The sequence below is a fragment of the Streptomyces sp. NPDC001914 genome, assembly GCF_042891215.1.
Classification (GTDB): domain Bacteria; phylum Actinomycetota; class Actinomycetes; order Streptomycetales; family Streptomycetaceae; genus Streptomyces.
On sequence record NZ_JBIASW010000002.1, the window covers coordinates 290,118 to 305,386 of the forward strand.

Consider the following 15,269-nt stretch of genomic DNA (forward strand, 5'->3'; position numbering starts at 1 on the left):
GCCGATGCCGGCGGGCCGGGGGGTGGCTGTCCGGGCGTTGCCCAGATCGGGGGACCCTTTGCGTGTGGCGTCTGCCGGGGGCGGTGGGTGTTGCGTATGTCTGTTCGCGTGATGAGCGGACGAAGTGCTTGCCGGGGGATCGGGCTGCTGCTGGCGGTGGTGACGGCCGTGCCGTTGGGGGCGGTGGCGGCCGAGTCGGCCCCGCTGCCGCCCGCCCCCGGACGGGTCGTCGAGCCGTGGCCAGGAGCGGCGGGAGGTCCGCGACCGTCCTGGCCGGTCGGGGGCCCTGGCGTGCGGATGCCGCAGGCCCTCTCGGTTCCCGTGGACACGCGCGCCGGCGGACGGAGCATGCGGGACATCCCCGCCATCGGACGGAGGCCGCGGGACACGCCCCCGGATCGGCAGGGGCCGGGCGCGGCCACGGCGGCCGGGTTCGCGCCCGTCGCGTCCGGCTCGCCCGGGGCCGGGCCCGGCAGGTGCGGCGGGCGGCGGGGCGTCCGTCAGCGGGAAGCCGAGCGGTGGCTGAAGCTGCGGGTGGACGGGAAGCAGTCAGCGGGGGACTGCAGGGCCATCCGTGCCTTCCAGAGGAAGCACGGCGTCGAGCCCGCCGACGGGACCGCCGGACCGGCGACCTGGGCCCGCATGCGGGCGCTGTCGGCCGGCGAAGCCCCGCACGAGCGGCGCGAGCGGCACGAGCGCCATGAGCCGGAGAAGGGTCACAAGAGCCATAAGGGCAACAAGAGCCACAGGGGGAACGAGGGGTACGAGGGGCATAAGGGGCACAAGCGGGTCCTCCGTGGCTGCCCTGTCCGGTCCTACCGGGTCGCCTGCGTCGACCTCACCCGCAAGCGCACCTGGGTGCAGCAGCGGGGCCGGATCCTGTACGGCCCCGTGCCGATGCGCAGCGGCAGCGTCCGGCACCCCACCCGCACCGGCTGGTTCCGGATCTACCTGCGGAACCGCAACCACTGGTCGACCCTCTACAACAGCCCCATGCCGTACGCCCAGTTCTTCAGCGGAGGGCAGGCCTTCCACGCCGTCCGCGGCAGCATCCGTACCGTCGGCGGCTCCATGGGCTGCGTGAATCTGCGGCTCGCCGACGCCCGCGGGCTCTGGAAGGTCCTGCGGAAGGGCGACCGCGTCTACGTGTGGGGCCGACGGCCCCGCCGGTAGGGGCGGCGGACAGGGGACCCGCCCGGGTCCGGGCCGCTCACCGGACCCCTCCCGGGGACCGGTGCCGGGAGGCCGCCGTACGCCTCTGAGAGACTGGGGCGCGATGACAGAGACAGCACACCCGCCCACGGCGCCCCTGCGCGCCCGCGCGGAGATCGATCTGGCCGCCCTGCGAGCCAACGTGCGGGCCCTGCGTGCCCACGCGCCGACCGCGGCCCTGATGGCCGTGGTCAAGTCCGACGCGTACGGCCACGGCGCGGTCCAGTGCGCCCGCGCCGCACGCGAGGCGGGCGCCACGTGGCTCGGCACGGCCACCCCGGAGGAGGCGCTGGCCCTGCGGGCGGCCGGCCTGCCCGGACGCGTCATGTGCTGGCTCTGGACCCCGGGCGGCCCCTGGGCCGAGGCGATCGAGGCCGACATCGACGTGTCGGTCAGCGGGATGTGGGCGCTCCGCGAGGCCGTGGCGGCCGCGGAGACCGTCGGTGTGCGGGCCCGGGTGCAGCTCAAGGCGGACACCGGCCTCGGACGCGCCGGCTGCCAGCCCGCCGACTGGGCCGAGCTCGTCGCCGGGGCCCTGGCCGCCGAGGCGCGCGGGCTGATCACCGTGACCGGACTGTGGTCCCACTTCGCCTGCGCCGACGAACCGGGCCACCCCTCGATCCAGGCCCAGCTCGCACTGTTCCGCGAGATGGTGGCGTACGCCGAGGAGCAGGGCGTGCGCCCCGAGGTGCGGCACATCGCCAACTCGCCCGCGACCCTCACCCTCCCCGAGAGCCACTTCGACCTCGTACGGACCGGGATCGCGGTCTACGGGATCTCGCCGAGCCCCGAGCTCGGCACCCCCGCCGACTTCGGACTGCGCCCGGTGATGACGCTGAGCGCGTCGCTCGCGCTGGTCAAGCACGTACCGGCCGGCCACGGCGTGAGCTACGGCCATCACTACGTCACCCCGGGCGAGACCACCCTCGGCCTCGTCCCCGTCGGCTACGCGGACGGGATCCCGCGGCACGCCTCGGGCACCGGCCCCGTCCTGGTGGGCGGCAAGTGGCGCACCGTCGCGGGCCGGGTCGCGATGGACCAGTTCGTCGTCGACCTCGGCGGCGACGAGCCGGAGCCCGGCGCCCGGGCCGTCCTCTTCGGTCCCGGCGACGACGGCGAGCCCACCGCCGAGGACTGGGCGCGCGCGGCGGGCACGATCGCGTACGAGATCGTCACCCGCATCGGAACCCGCGTTCCGCGCGTCTACGTGAAGGTGAACGAGGAACAGGACGGGTAGCACCCTGTAGTCGAACAGGCGCGCGGGCCCGGCGGGCGAGGAACGCCGGGCGGTCCACGGCGGGCGGGAGCCCGGCCGGCGCGCAGCCCAGGGCGACAGCGGACAGCCGACAGCGGACAGCGGACAGCCGAGATCCGGAGCGAAGAGGAGCGGTACGTGAGCGAGACCAGCGCGGAGGCCGTCGTGAGCGCGGCCTCGACGGCCGCCGCCTCCGCCGGGAACTGGCGCAGGGCCGGTGTCGCGGGGGCCGCGATAGGCGTGGTCGCGGCGGGCGCCGCGGCCGGAGTCGCGATCGAGCGGCTCACGGTCGGGCGCGGCATGCGCAAGAAGGCCCGTCTCGCCCTCGACTCCACCGGTCCGTACGGCACCCTGCGCGGCACACCGGGCAAGGCGTTCTCGGACGACGGCACCGAGCTGTACTACGAGGTCGACGAGGCCGAGCCGGAGGCCTCGCTGGCCCCGCGCCGGCGCCGGCTCTTCGGACGCAAGGCGCCCGCACCCGTCACCGTCGTCTTCAGTCACGGCTACTGCCTCAATCAGGACAGCTGGCACTTCCAGCGTGCGGCGCTGCGCGGTGTCGTGCGCACGGTGCACTGGGACCAGCGCAGTCACGGCCGGTCCGGGCGGGGTGTGGCCCAGCTGGAGGACCGCAAGCCGGTCACCATCGACCAGCTCGGCCGCGACCTGCTGGCCGTCATCGAGGCGGCGGTGCCCGAGGGCCCGATCGTGCTCGTCGGGCACTCCATGGGCGGCATGACCGTCATGGCGCTCGCGGAGCAGTTCCCCGAGCTGATCCGCGACCGGGTCGTCGCCGTCGCCCTGGTCGGCACGTCGTCGGGACGGCTCGGCGAGGTCAACTTCGGGCTGCCCGTCGCGGGCGTCGCCGCCGTGCGGCGCGTGCTCCCCGGGGTGCTGAAGGCACTCGGACAGCAGGCGGCCCTGGTGGAGCGGGGGCGGCGGGCCACGGCCGACCTGTTCGCCGGGGTCATCAAGCGGTACTCGTTCGCGGGCCGGGACGTCGATCCGGCGGTCGAGCGGTTCGCCGAACGGATGATCGAGGGAACGCCGATCGACGTGGTCGCCGAGTTCTACCCGGCGTTCACCGAGCACGACAAGACCGCCGCGCTGGCCCGGTTCGCCGAGATGCCCGTCCTCGTCCTCGCCGGAGTGAAGGACCTGGTGACACCGAGCGAGCACAGCGAGGCGATCGCCGACCTGCTGCCGGACGCCGAGCTGGTGCTCGTCCCGGACGCCGGACACCTGGTCATGCTGGAGCACCCCGAGGTCGTCATAGACCGCCTCGCGGACCTCCTCGTGCGCGCCGGAGCCGTCCCGGCAGGGGCTACCGTGGGCGGTTATGGAAGCACCAGCAGCAGCGCACAACCCGGCTGAGCCCGCCCAGGACGGCGTCGGCGTGCAGATCACCGTCAACTCGCCCGGACAGATGCAGGAGTTGGGCCGCAGACTGGCCAAGCTGCTGCGCGCGGGGGACCTCGTGATGCTGAACGGCGAGCTCGGCGCGGGCAAGACCACGCTGACCCGCGGGCTCGGCGAGGGGCTCGGCGTCCGCGGCGCGGTCACCTCGCCGACCTTCGTCATCGCCCGCGTGCACCCCTCCCTCGGCGACGGGCCGCCGCTCGTGCACGTGGACGCGTACCGCCTCGGCGGCGGGCTCGACGAGATGGAGGACCTGGACCTCGACGTCTCGCTCTCCGACTCCGTGATCGTGGTGGAGTGGGGCGAGGGCAAGGTCGAGGAGCTGACCGACGACCGGTTGAACGTCGTCATCCACCGGGCCGTCGGGGACACCACCGACGAGGTGCGGCACGTGACGGTCACGGGACTCGGAGGGCGCTGGGCCGCCGCCGACCTGACGGTCCTCGCCGCCTGACCCGTCTCCGCCCGGAGCCCGCCCCGTCTCCGGCCGGCGCCGCACGCGTCCGCCCGCCGCCCGACCCGCCCTCGCCCGCGGCCCGGGCGGCCCTCGGGCGTACATTCGGCCAACGATTCCGACAGGACGTCGGCAAAATATTGCGTTCGGCGTCCCGGCCGTGGTCACATGGACATCAGTACGTAGTTAGGTCTACCTAACCACGCTTGCCCCCGAAGCCCGAGGAGGCGTCCATGTCGGCATCAGAGTCGGCTGCAGTGCCGGCTTCAGAACGTGACGTGCAGGCCGCGCCGCGCGCGGTGGCCGGGGTGTCGATGCGGGATCTGCTGGCGGCGTGCGCCGCGGCGGAGGCGGTGTCCAGACCCCCTCGCGCCCCTCTGGCCGACCCGGGCGAGCAGAGCCCCCGCAGAGCCGCCTGACGCACCCCAGGGGCGCCGGACACCGGCGCGCGGCCTCCTGACCGGACACCTGCGCGCGTCGCACGGGCCGGGTACGGCACTCCGGACGCCTGCGCGGGCCGTACGAGCCGGGCGCGACGGTCTCGGCGCCCGCGCGGCGCCGGGTGCCGGGTGTTACTTGATGACGACGACCTTCGCTCCGACGGTCGCGAACGCCCACATCGCGTCGCCGTCGGCGCGCGTGGAGCGGATGCCGCCGAGCTTCTTCTCGGGGTCGGGAGCCTCGGTGGAGCCGTTCACCGCGGCGCTGAAGCCGAAGGCGACGCCGTCGGCCAGCGAGAACCGCACGACGTGCTCGATCTGCGTGCCGTCGGACCCGGGGGTCGAACCGGTCCGCGAGGTGACGGCGTACGTGCCGGCGGCCGGGTCGACCGTGCCCGGGGTGACCTCGAAGGTGCGCTTCACCCTGTTCCCGGCGCCGACGAGCCACACCCGGTCGCTGCCGAGCGAGTAGACGACCCGCACTCCGGTCCCGGACGGGGCCGGCAGCGCGTTCGGGTTCTTCTTGGCGGCCTTGGGCGTCTTGGGGGCGGAGGCCTTGGGGGAAACGCTTCCGCTCGGCGCGCCCAAGGTGTCCGGAACGTTCGCCTGTGCCTGGAAGGCGAGGAAGCCGACTGCCGCGAGCGCCGCCACGGTGAGCCCGGCCACGATTCCCGAGCTGCTCCTAGCCACCTTGTGTGCCCACCTCTCGACCTTCGTACGTCCTTGCGCTGACGGTAGCAGCCGAGGGACGGGAGTCCCGGGCGGCCTTGCGCCGGGCTCCGGCGCCGTAGGCTGTTTGCGTGCTCTTGCTCGCTCTGGATACCGCCACCCCCGCCGTGACCGTCGCCCTGCACGACGGCACGTCCGTCATCGCCTCGTCGAGCCAGGTGGACGCGCGCCGGCACGGAGAGCTGCTGCTGCCGGCCGTCGACCGGGTGCTCACCGAGGCAGGCCTCGGGCTGGACGCCGTCACCGGCATCGTCGTCGGCGTCGGCCCCGGCCCCTACACGGGGCTGCGCGTCGGCCTCATGACCGCCGACACCTTCGGCGTCGCGCTCGGCGTGCCCGTGCACGGCGTGTGCACCCTCGACGGGCTCGCCTACGCCGCCGACGTGGAGGGGCCGTTCGTCGTCGCCACGGACGCCCGGCGCAAGGAGGTCTACTGGGCGCGGTACGCCGACCGCCGTACGCGGCTGTCGGAGCCCGCCGTGGACCGCCCCGCTGAGATCGACGAGGCGGTCACCGCGCTGCCCGCCGTCGGCGCGGGCGCCCTCCTGTACCCCGACACCTTCCCGGACGCCCGCGCGCCCGAGAACGTCTCGGCCGCGGCCCTCGCCTCCCTGGCCGCCGAGAAGCTGGCCGCCGGGGAGGAGCTGGAGCCGCCCAGGCCGCTGTACCTGCGCCGCCCGGACGCCCAGGTGCCCAAGAACTACAAGGTGGTCACCCCCAAGTGACCGCCGTGCTGCGCGAGATGCGCTGGTGGGACATCGATCCCGTACTGGAGCTGGAGAAGGAACTCTTCCCCGTCGACGCCTGGTCCCGGGGCATGTTCTGGTCCGAACTCGCCCACGCCCGCGGGCCGGAGGCGACCCGGCGCTATCTGGTCGCCTGCGACGGCGACGCGCTCGTCGGCTACGCCGGGCTCGCCGCCTCGGGAGACCTGGGCGACGTGCAGACGATCGCGGTGCGCCAGGACCAGTGGGGCACCGGCCTCGGCGGCCGGCTGCTCACCGAACTGCTGCGGGCCGCCAGCGACTTCGACTGCGCCGAGGTGATGCTCGAGTGCCGCGTCGACAACGTACGCGCGCAGAAGCTGTACGAGCGCTTCGGCTTCGAGCCCATCGGCTTCCGGCGCGGCTACTACCAGCCGGGGAACATCGACGCCCTGGTGATGCGGCTGCACGACCCATCGACCTCCGTACAAGGAACAGAGACCCATGGCTGACGAACCCCTCGTCCTCGGCATCGAGACCTCCTGCGACGAGACCGGCGTCGGCATCGTCCGCGGCCACACCCTGCTCGCGGACGCCATCGCGTCCAGCGTCGACGAGCACGCGCGGTTCGGCGGGGTCGTGCCCGAGGTCGCGTCCCGGGCGCACCTGGAGGCGATGGTCCCGACCGTCGAGCGGGCGCTGAAGGAGGCGGGGGTGTCGGCCAGGGACCTGGACGGCATCGCGGTCACCGCCGGACCCGGGCTCGCCGGGGCGCTGCTCGTCGGCGTCTCGGCCGCGAAGGCGTACGCCTACGCGCTCGGCAAGCCGCTGTACGGCGTGAACCACCTGGCCTCCCACATCTGTGTGGACCAGCTGGAGCACGGCGCGCTGCCGGAGCCGACGATGGCCCTGCTGGTGTCCGGCGGCCACTCCTCGCTGCTGCTGTCCACCGACATCACCTCCGACGTACGGCCGATGGGCGCGACCATCGACGACGCGGCCGGCGAGGCCTTCGACAAGATCGCGCGCGTGCTGAACCTCGGCTTCCCCGGCGGCCCGGTCATCGACCGGTACGCCAAGGAGGGCGACCCGAACGCCATCACGTTCCCGCGCGGCCTCACCGGCCCGCGCGACCCGGCCTACGACTTCTCCTTCTCCGGTCTGAAGACCGCCGTGGCCCGCTGGATCGAGGCCAAGCGGGCGGCGGGGGAGGAGGTGCCGGTGCGCGACGTGGCCGCGTCCTTCCAGGAGGCCGTCGTGGACGTGCTCACCCGCAAGGCCGTCCGCGCGTGCAAGGACGAGGGCGTCGACCACCTCATGATCGGCGGCGGCGTGGCCGCGAACTCGCGGCTGCGGGTGCTCGCCCAGGAGCGCTGCGAGGCCGCCGGCATCCGGCTGCGGGTGCCGCGCCCCAAGCTGTGCACGGACAACGGCGCGATGGTCGCGGCGCTGGGCGCCGAGATGGTCGCCCGGAACCGGGCCGCCTCCGACTGGGACCTGTCGGCGGACTCCTCGCTGCCGGTGACGGACCCGCACGTGCCGGGGCGCGGGCACACGCACACGCACGATCACGTGCACGAGGTCGCGAAGGAGAACCTCTACCCGTGACCGTCGCGCTGATGTGGGAGGCCCGGGCCGCCGCCGGCCGGGGCGAGGACCTGCTCGCCTGGGTGCGCGGGCAGGCGATCCCCGGGGAGCCGGTGCGCCGGGAGATCCTGCGGGCGCCCCAGGACCGGGTCCTCGTCATCACCTGGTGGGACGCGCCGTACGACGCCGAACTTCCCGAACTCCCGGAGCCGGAAGGGGACTTGGTGTCCCGAGCGGTGCACCGGTGGCGCTTCGAGCAGGTGGACCGATGACGACGGCGGTGCCTGCGTACCGGTGACCCGGGACCGCGCGTCAGGCGCGGGCCCGGCCCACCGGGGCCCGGCCCACGGGGACCGGGCCCTCCCCCCCCCGGATCAGGACGCCGGCTCGACCTCGGTCTCGCAGTGCAGACGCCGGTCCGTGCCCGGGTGCCGCACCGGACCCGTCAGGTTCAGCCGGGCCGTGTGGCGTACGTCCGCGCTGGAGGCGCCGAGCCGCAGCTCCAGGGCACCGGGTTCGACGATCCGGGTGCCGGTGCGGTCGGTGAACGCCGAGAGGTCCGCGTGGAAGCGGAAGGTCACCCGGCGGGCCTCGCCCGCGGCCAGCTCCAGACGCCGGTAGCCGATCAGCCGCACGTCCGGGCGGGTCACCGAGGCCACCGGGTCGTGCAGGTAGAGCTGGACGACCTCGGCGCCCGCCCGCTCACCGGTGTTGCGGACGGTCACCGACACGTCGTACGAACCGTCCGTGGCGATCTCGGCCTCGGGCACCTCGGCCGCCTCCCAGTCGAACGACGTGTACGAGCGGCCGTGGCCGAACGGGTACAGCGGCGTCGGGTCCAGGTTGCTCACCTCGCCCGCCAGGCCCAGCGGCGGCTGGAGGTACGTCCACGGCTGGCCGCCCGGATCGCGCGGCACGCTCACCGGCAGCCTGCCCGAGGGGCCGACCCGGCCGGACAGCACGCCCGCCAGCGCGGGGCCGCCCTCCTCTCCGGGGAAGAACGCCTGGACCACGCCACCGAGCCGGTCCTGCCAGCGGCCCAGCGCGTAGGGGCGGCCGGTGAGCAGCACCAGGACCACCGGGACCCCCGTGGCGACCAGGGCGTCGAGCAGTTCGCCCTGCACGCCCGGCAGACCGAGGTCGGCCACGTCGCAGCCCTCCCCGGAGGTGCCCCGGCCGAAGAGTCCGGCCCGGTCGCCGAGCACCGCCACGCACACGTCGGCCTCGGCGGCCCGTGCCACGGCCTCCTCGAAACCGGACCGGTCCGGCTCCGAGACCTCGCAGCCCCGCGCGAACGTCACCTTGGCGTCCGGCAGTTCGGCGCGCAGCGCGTCGAGCACGGTCGGGATGTCCACGCCGGTGGGCACCCCGGGGTGGTGCGCGAGCACGTGCGAGGGGAACGAGTAGCAGCCGAGCATCGCCAGGGGGTCGTGCGCGCGCGGGCCGACCACCGCGATCCGGGTGTCCGGGGCCAGCGGCAGCACGCCGTCCGCGTTGTCCAGCAGGACCACCGACTCCTCGGCGAGCCTGCGGGCGAGCGCCCGGTTGCCCGCGGAGTCCAGGTCGACCGGGCGGCCGGTCTCGGGCCGCCAGTCCTCGTCCAGCAGGCCCAGCTCGCACTTCTGGAGCAGCACCCGGCGGGCCGCCCGGTCGATCAGCGACTCGGGGACGGTGCCCGCGCGGACCGCGGCCACCAGCGGCTCGCCGTAGCACTTCAGCGTGGGCAGCTCGACATCGATGCCGGCCTCCAGCGCCTTGTGCGCCGCCTCCGCCTCGCTGCCGGCCACCCGGTGCAGCGACTGGAGGAAGCCGACACCGAAGTAGTCCGAGACCACCGTGCCCGTGAAGCCCCACTCCTCGCGCAGCAGCTCGGTCAGCAGATACGGGTCGGCCGACGCCGGGACGCCGTCCGTGTCGTTGTAGGCGGCCATCACCGAACGGGCGCCGCCCTCGCGCAGCGCCATCTCGAACGGCGGCAGCGTGACGTCGGCGAGCTCGCGCACCCCGGCCCGCACCGGCGCCAGGTTCCGGGCCCCGGCCGAGGCCGCGTACCCGGCGAAGTGCTTGAGCGTGGCCACGATCCCGGCCGACTCCAGGCCCCGCACATAGGCGGTGGCGACGGTGCCGACCAGGTACGGGTCCTCGCCGATCGTCTCCTCCACCCGGCCCCAGCGCAGGTCGCGGACCACGTCCAGGACCGGGGCGAGGCCCTGGTGGACGCCGACCGAACGCAGGTCCTCGCCGATGCGCCGGCCCAGTTCCTCCACCAGCGCCGGGTCGAAGGCGGCGCCCCAGGCCAGCGGGACCGGGTACGCCGTCGCCCGCCAGGCCGTGAAGCCCGCCAGGCACTCCTCGTGGGCGACCGCCGGGATGCCGAAGCGGCCCGCCTCGGCGATCCGGCGCTGGGCGCGGGCCAGGGCCTGCGCGCCCAGCGCCGGGTCCACGGGGGCGGTGCCGAAGGAGCGGGTGAGCTGGCCGAGGCCGCGGGTGATCAGCTCGTCCCAGTCGTAGGCGGAGGCCATCTCGCTCTGGAGCGGGGCGACTCCGGCGCCGTCCGTGGCGGCGCCCACCCACACGCCGTAGAGCTGGGCGGTCTTCTCCTCCAGGGTCATCCTGGAGAGCAGGTCGTCGACGCGGGTCGCGGCGGGCAGGGCGGGGTCGCGCCAGGGAGCGGTGGTCATGGAACTCCTGTCGGGAAAAGGGGGGTTCGACCGCCCCAGGTCGTACATGTTCACTTGCCGCCCACACCCATGAGGCCGCCGACCAGCGCGCGGCGGGCCACCAGGTACACGATGAAGATCGGCACACCGGAGAGGACGACGGAGGCGAGGATCGCGGGAATGTTCACGCCGAACTCGCTCACGTAGTTGAACAGGCCGAGGGTCAGCACCCGGGGCCCGTCGGACTGGGTGAAGATCAGCGGGAAGAGGAAGCCGTTCCAGGCCTGCAGCGCCGAGAAGATGACGACGGTACTGATGCCGCCCTTGGCCATCGGGATGACGAGCTGGAACAGCATCCGGGTCGTGGAGGCGCCGTCCAGCGCCATCGCCTCGTACATCTCCTCCGAGATGTCCCGCAGCGTGCCGGTGAGGATCAGCACCGACACCGGCATGGCGAACGCGGCGGTCGGCAGGACGATCGCGAGCAGGCTGTCGTACAGGTTCAGCTTGGCGATCATCAGATAGAGCGGCACCACGACGGCCTGCGCGGGGATCGCCACGCCCAGCAGGAACAGCCGGAACGCGGCCCCCGACCAGACGCTGCGGGTCCGTACGGCCACGTAGGACAGCGGGACGCACAGCACGAGGACGATCAGGACGACCCCGGCCGCCGCGAGCACCGTGTTCCACAGCAGGTGGCCGAAGCCGTTGTGCAGGACGGTGTTGTAGTTGTCCAGGGTCGGACGGGACGGCGGCTTCAGGGCGTTGTGGCCCAGCGCCTCGTCCTGGTGGGTGAGCGAGGCCGAGATCATCGCGTAGATCGGGACGATCACGACGGCCAGCCAGATCAGCGCCCCGGCTCCGGCGAGCGGGTTGGCGCGCCGGGTCCAGTGCCTGCGGCGACGCCCTGGCCGCTCGGTGGTCGGTACGGAGTCCGTCCTCACGGGGCGGGGCAATGTGTCGTGTGACATGCCGTCACATCCCTTCCCGGGTGCTGCGCATCGCGCCGAAGCCGGACAGCTTCACCATCAGCAGGGACAACGCGGTCGCCGCGAGCACCAGGAAGGAGGCGACGGCGCTCGCATAGCCGAAGTCGTAGCTCTTGAAGCCGGCCTCGTACATCAGGTACGGCAGGATCGCCGTGTCGGTGCCCGGACCGCCCTGGGTGAGGATCAGGACCGTCTCGAAGTACGTCAGCGAGCCGACGATCATCAGCACGCTCGACGTCGTCACCGTGTTGCGGAGCTGCGGGAGCGTGATCGAGAAGAACTGGCGGTAGCGGCCGGCGCCGTCGATCGCGGCCGCCTGGTACAGGACTTCGGGGATCTGTCGTGCCCCGCCCTGGTAGATCAGGGTGTGGAACGGGACGAACTGCCAGCCGCCGACGAACACGATCGCGAGGAACGCTCCGCTCGTCGTGCCGAGGGTGTCCTTGTGGATGATGCCGAAGTTCGGGTCGAGCAGCGCGTAGAACAGCAGCGAGATCGCCGTCGACGACAGCAGGAACGGCACGAAGAAGATCGCCGAGAGCACCGCGCGGTTGCGCTGTCCGCCCGCCGCCCACACGCCCAGCAGGAGTGAGATCACCGTCTGGAACGCCCAGCTCACCACCGTCAGTGAGACGGTGACCGTCAGCGACTGGGTCAGCCGGTCGTCGCTCAGCAGCTTGCGCCAGTTGGCCAGACCGACCGGCTCCGGGTCGCCCAGGCCGTTCCACTTCGTGAACGACAGGTAGAGGGCCAGGACCATCGGGGCGAGGGCGAAGAACGCGAAGAACAGGACGCCGGGGAGGGCCAGTGCCGCGCTCGGGCGGCCGGTCCTGTTGCGCCCGCCGGTCCTGTTGCGCCCACTGGTCCTGTCGCGTCCACCGGAGCGGGGGCGGCCCGCGTTGTCGCGCGGGCCGCCCTTGACCTGCGTCAGGCTCACTTCAGCTCCTTGAGCGCCGACACGAACTGCGTCGGCGAGGACTTGCCCACGAACAGCTTGTTGACCTCGGTGAGCATCGGCGTCGACACGTCGGGGTCGACCGCCTGGTCCCAGCTCAGCGTGAACGCCGGGGCCTGCTGGACCATCTCGTACTGGAACTTGGCGAACTCCGGGTTCGGCGAGGCGTCCAGGAGGTTCGCCGCGTTCGAGGTGGCCGGGACGTCACCGTTGGCGATGAGTTCCTTCGTGTAGGCCAGGGAGGCGGAGTCCCGCAGGAAGGCGATCGCCGCGTCCTTGTTGGACGTACGGGCGTTCACCGACCAGTAGTTGGTGGGGTTGCCGACCACGTTGCGGATGTCGCCGGCGCCGCCCTCGATCTTCGGGAAGGCGCACCAGCCCAGGTTCTTCTTGGCGAAGTCGGGGAACTTGCCGAGCTGCGTGGAGTACTCCCACGAACCCATCAGGTGCATCGCCGCCTTGCCCTTGGCGAAGACCGCGGGTGCGCCGCCGTTGCCGTAGCCCACCGAGCTGTAGCCCTTGCCGAAGGCGCCGTCGTCGATCAGCTCCTTGACCGTCTGGGCGGCCTTGAGGACGGCCGGGTCGCCCCAGGCGGAGGCGTCACCGTTCTTGATCTTCTCGAAGACCTGGGGGCCGCCGATCCGGTCGACCAGGTACTCCAGCCACATCAGCTCGGGCCAGATGTCCGCCCCGCCCAGCGCGAACGGGGTGATGTTCGCCTTCTTCAGCTTGGTGTTGATGTCCAGCAACTGGTCCCAGGTGGTGGGCGGCTGGAGCTTGTTCTCCTCGAAGACCGTCTTGTTGTAGAAGAGGATCACGGGCTGCATGCCGCGCATCGGCACGCCGTAGTTCTTGCCGTCCAGTCCGCCCGACGCCAGCACTGACGGCAGGAAGCCGCTCTTGAGCACCGGGTCGGACGTGATGACGTCGGTCAGGTCGACCAGTTGGCCGGCCTCGCGGTAGGCCTTGATGGAGCCGCCGCCCCAGTTGAAGAACACGTCGGGGGCGTTGGGCGAGCCCATCGCCGTGCGCAGCTTGGCCGGGTAGTCGGTCGCGGGCACCTTCTGCAGCTTGATGCTGCCCTTGGCCTTCTTCGCCGCGGCCGACGCGTTGAACCGGTTGACGGACTTGACCTGGATCTTCGCCGCGTCGTCGCCGTAGACGAAGGCGGTGAGCGTCCCGCCGGCGCCCGAGTCGCCGTCGGAGCCGCAGGCGGTGAGCCCGCCGACAGAGGCCAGGGCGGCCGTGCCCGCGCCGAGGAACCAACGTCTGCTGTAGGACTCCATAGGACGGCACCTCTCGGTAGGCGCGAGGGATCGCCGATGATCCATCGCGAATGTTTCGAGTTTTATTTCGAATGTTCCGGGAACGTAAGGCGATCCGATGAGCCCGTCAAGGGGGTGCGCAGATATACGATCGCCGCCATGAAGCCTGGGAAGTCCGCAGAAGCACAGACGGCGACGCTGGCCGAGATCGCCCGGGAGGCCGGTGTCTCGGCTCCGACTGTTTCGAAAGTCCTCAACGGTCGTGCCGACGTCGCGCCCGCGACCCGCTCCCGCGTCGAGGAGCTGCTGCACGCCTACGGCTACCGGCGCCGCCGGGCCGAGGCTTCCCGCTCGCCGCTGATCGACCTGGTCTTCCACGAGCTGGAGAGCGCCTGGGCGATGGAGGTCATCCGGGGCGTCGAGAACGTCGCCCGGGACGCCGGCCTCAGCGTGGTGCTCTCCGAGTCCGCCGGGCGGCTCACTCCCGGCCGGACCTGGGCCGACCAGGTCGCCGCCCGGCGCCCGCACGGTGTGATCCTCGTTCTGTCGGGCCTCGACGACTCCCAGCGCGCCCTGCTGAACAGCAGGTCCATCCCGTTCGTGGTGATGGACCCGGCGGGTGATCCGGGCGTCGACGTGCCCTCCATCGGCGCCACCAACTGGCAGGGAGGTCTCGCCGCCACCCGCCATCTCGTCGAACTCGGCCACACCCGGATCGGCGCCATCAGCGGGCCGTCCCGGATGATGTGCAGCCGGGCACGGGTCGACGGCTACCGCGCGGCGCTGGAGACGGCCGGGCTGCCCGTCGACCCCTCGCTGATCGTCGCCGGGGACTTCCACCACGAGGCCGGTCACCGGATCGGCCTCGATCTGCTGCGCCGTCCCGACCGGCCCACGGCCGTCTTCGCCGGCAACGACCTCCAGGCGCTCGGCCTCTACGAGGCGGCCCGTGAGCTGGGGCTGCGCATTCCCGAGGACCTGAGCGTCGTCGGCTTCGACGATCTGCCGGTGGCGCGCTGGGTGGGGCCGCCGCTGACGACCGTGCGGCAGCCGCTGACGGAGATGGCCGAGGCGGCGGCGAAGCTGGTGCTGGACCTGAGCCGCCAGGAGAGGCCGTCGGCCGGGACGCGGATGGAGCTGGCGACCAGCCTGGTGGTCCGCAGCAGCACGGGTGCGCCTCCGGCGTAGTACCGGTTCCGGTTCCCGCCGGTGGGTGGGTCGGGGCCGCGCCGGTGCATCAGGCCGTCGCTGTCGGGCAGAGAAGTGACCGTTAGTGGCGACGGCCATCGATGTACCGACACGTCCCCTCGCGTGCGTTGCCGGGTGCGGGTGCGGGTGCGTCGTGGTGGCCCGTCCGGGCCACGCCGCTGGATCCCGGCTGCGGGTGCGAGTACTGGATTCAGGCCCGGCCGGCAAAAGTTTCAGCCCCTCCGGCGTTTGAGGAGCGGGGTCTGGGGCGGAGCCCCAGGGGCCCACCTCTCGGGTACGGGGCAACGTTCCAGCCCCTCCGGCGTTTGAGGAGCGGGGTCTGGGGCGGAGCCCCAGGTACGGGACGGGTAGGGGCGGAGGGGGCGAAAAACAGGGGGTGGGGTGACCCGGG

Annotated in this window: 15 protein-coding genes; 10 read left to right on the top strand and 5 right to left on the bottom strand. The window is 72.8% G+C overall.

The genetic code is table 11. From position 1 onward, the window contains the following. The first annotated feature begins 348 nt into the window (after nt 1–348). The 5 genes from ACFYYF_RS06375 (at nt 349) to ACFYYF_RS06395 (ending at nt 4,759) form a co-directional block, all read left to right on the top strand. Complete coding sequence (locus ACFYYF_RS06375) at nt 349–1,173, top strand: L,D-transpeptidase family protein (RefSeq protein ID WP_388772019.1); 825 nt, start codon at nt 349–351, stop codon at nt 1,171–1,173. 103 nt (nt 1,174–1,276) lie between these two features. Then, nucleotides 1,277–2,449: an alanine racemase gene (alr, locus tag ACFYYF_RS06380; protein WP_388772022.1), complete on the top strand. Its 1,173-nt coding sequence runs from the start codon at nt 1,277–1,279 to the stop codon at nt 2,447–2,449. A gap of 156 nt (nt 2,450–2,605) precedes the next feature. Further along, nucleotides 2,606–3,841 carry an alpha/beta hydrolase gene (locus tag ACFYYF_RS06385; RefSeq protein ID WP_361676644.1) on the top strand — a complete coding sequence of 412 codons (1,236 nt, stop codon included), beginning with the start codon at nt 2,606–2,608 and terminating at the stop codon, nt 3,839–3,841. Beyond that, on the top strand, nt 3,807–4,340 hold the full coding sequence (tsaE, locus tag ACFYYF_RS06390) for a tRNA (adenosine(37)-N6)-threonylcarbamoyltransferase complex ATPase subunit type 1 TsaE (protein ID WP_361676641.1): 534 nt from the start codon (nt 3,807–3,809) through the stop codon (nt 4,338–4,340). The genes ACFYYF_RS06385 and tsaE overlap by 35 nt, the downstream gene beginning before the upstream one ends. A gap of 233 nt (nt 4,341–4,573) precedes the next feature. Further along, nucleotides 4,574–4,759 carry a hypothetical protein gene (locus tag ACFYYF_RS06395; protein WP_388772026.1) on the top strand — a complete coding sequence of 62 codons (186 nt, stop codon included), beginning with the start codon at nt 4,574–4,576 and terminating at the stop codon, nt 4,757–4,759. 153 nt (nt 4,760–4,912) lie between these two features. On the opposite strand, the gene ACFYYF_RS06400 is transcribed toward ACFYYF_RS06395, so the two are convergent. Continuing rightward, complete coding sequence (locus ACFYYF_RS06400; RefSeq protein ID WP_388772029.1) at nt 4,913–5,470, bottom strand: hypothetical protein; 558 nt, start codon at nt 5,468–5,470, stop codon at nt 4,913–4,915. A gap of 110 nt (nt 5,471–5,580) precedes the next feature. On the opposite strand from ACFYYF_RS06400, the gene tsaB reads away from it, so the two are divergent. The 4 genes from tsaB to ACFYYF_RS06420 are packed head-to-tail and all read left to right on the top strand — an operon-like array spanning nt 5,581 to nt 8,072. Continuing rightward, nucleotides 5,581–6,234, top strand: a complete 654-nt coding sequence (gene tsaB, locus ACFYYF_RS06405; RefSeq protein ID WP_388772031.1) for a tRNA (adenosine(37)-N6)-threonylcarbamoyltransferase complex dimerization subunit type 1 TsaB — start codon at nt 5,581–5,583, stop codon at nt 6,232–6,234. Nucleotides 6,235–6,251: 17 nt separating this feature from the next. Then, nucleotides 6,252–6,725 (top strand): ribosomal protein S18-alanine N-acetyltransferase, encoded by a 474-nt coding sequence (gene rimI, locus ACFYYF_RS06410; RefSeq protein WP_361677329.1) that lies wholly within the window; start codon nt 6,252–6,254, stop codon nt 6,723–6,725. Beyond that, nucleotides 6,718–7,821 carry a tRNA (adenosine(37)-N6)-threonylcarbamoyltransferase complex transferase subunit TsaD gene (gene tsaD / locus ACFYYF_RS06415; RefSeq protein WP_388772033.1) on the top strand — a complete coding sequence of 368 codons (1,104 nt, stop codon included), beginning with the start codon at nt 6,718–6,720 and terminating at the stop codon, nt 7,819–7,821. Before rimI ends, tsaD begins: the two co-directional genes overlap by 8 nt. Further along, nucleotides 7,818–8,072, top strand: a complete 255-nt coding sequence (locus tag ACFYYF_RS06420) for a hypothetical protein (RefSeq protein ID WP_388772036.1) — start codon at nt 7,818–7,820, stop codon at nt 8,070–8,072. The genes tsaD and ACFYYF_RS06420 overlap by 4 nt, the downstream gene beginning before the upstream one ends. Nucleotides 8,073–8,174: 102 nt before the next feature. Here ACFYYF_RS06420 and ACFYYF_RS06425 read toward each other — a convergent pair whose 3' ends face one another. Genes ACFYYF_RS06425 through ACFYYF_RS06440 form a run of 4 tightly spaced genes read right to left on the bottom strand, consistent with a single transcriptional unit; the run spans nt 8,175 to nt 13,690 of the window. Next, nucleotides 8,175–10,481 (bottom strand): glycoside hydrolase family 3 N-terminal domain-containing protein, encoded by a 2,307-nt coding sequence (locus ACFYYF_RS06425; protein WP_388772039.1) that lies wholly within the window; start codon nt 10,479–10,481, stop codon nt 8,175–8,177. 50 nt (nt 10,482–10,531) lie between these two features. Continuing rightward, nucleotides 10,532–11,431, bottom strand: a complete 900-nt coding sequence (locus ACFYYF_RS06430) for a carbohydrate ABC transporter permease (RefSeq protein ID WP_388772042.1) — start codon at nt 11,429–11,431, stop codon at nt 10,532–10,534. A 4-nt stretch (nt 11,432–11,435) separates the two neighbouring features. After that, complete coding sequence (locus ACFYYF_RS06435) at nt 11,436–12,380, bottom strand: carbohydrate ABC transporter permease (RefSeq protein ID WP_388772947.1); 945 nt, start codon at nt 12,378–12,380, stop codon at nt 11,436–11,438. 2 nt (nt 12,381–12,382) lie between these two features. Next, nucleotides 12,383–13,690 carry an ABC transporter substrate-binding protein gene (locus ACFYYF_RS06440; RefSeq protein WP_388772044.1) on the bottom strand — a complete coding sequence of 436 codons (1,308 nt, stop codon included), beginning with the start codon at nt 13,688–13,690 and terminating at the stop codon, nt 12,383–12,385. Nucleotides 13,691–13,828: 138 nt separating this feature from the next. On the opposite strand from ACFYYF_RS06440, the gene ACFYYF_RS06445 reads away from it, so the two are divergent. Then, a complete protein-coding gene (locus ACFYYF_RS06445; RefSeq protein WP_365480798.1) occupies nt 13,829–14,857 on the top strand; it encodes a LacI family DNA-binding transcriptional regulator in 1,029 nt (342 codons plus the stop codon). Nucleotides 14,858–15,269: the final 412 nt, after the last annotated feature.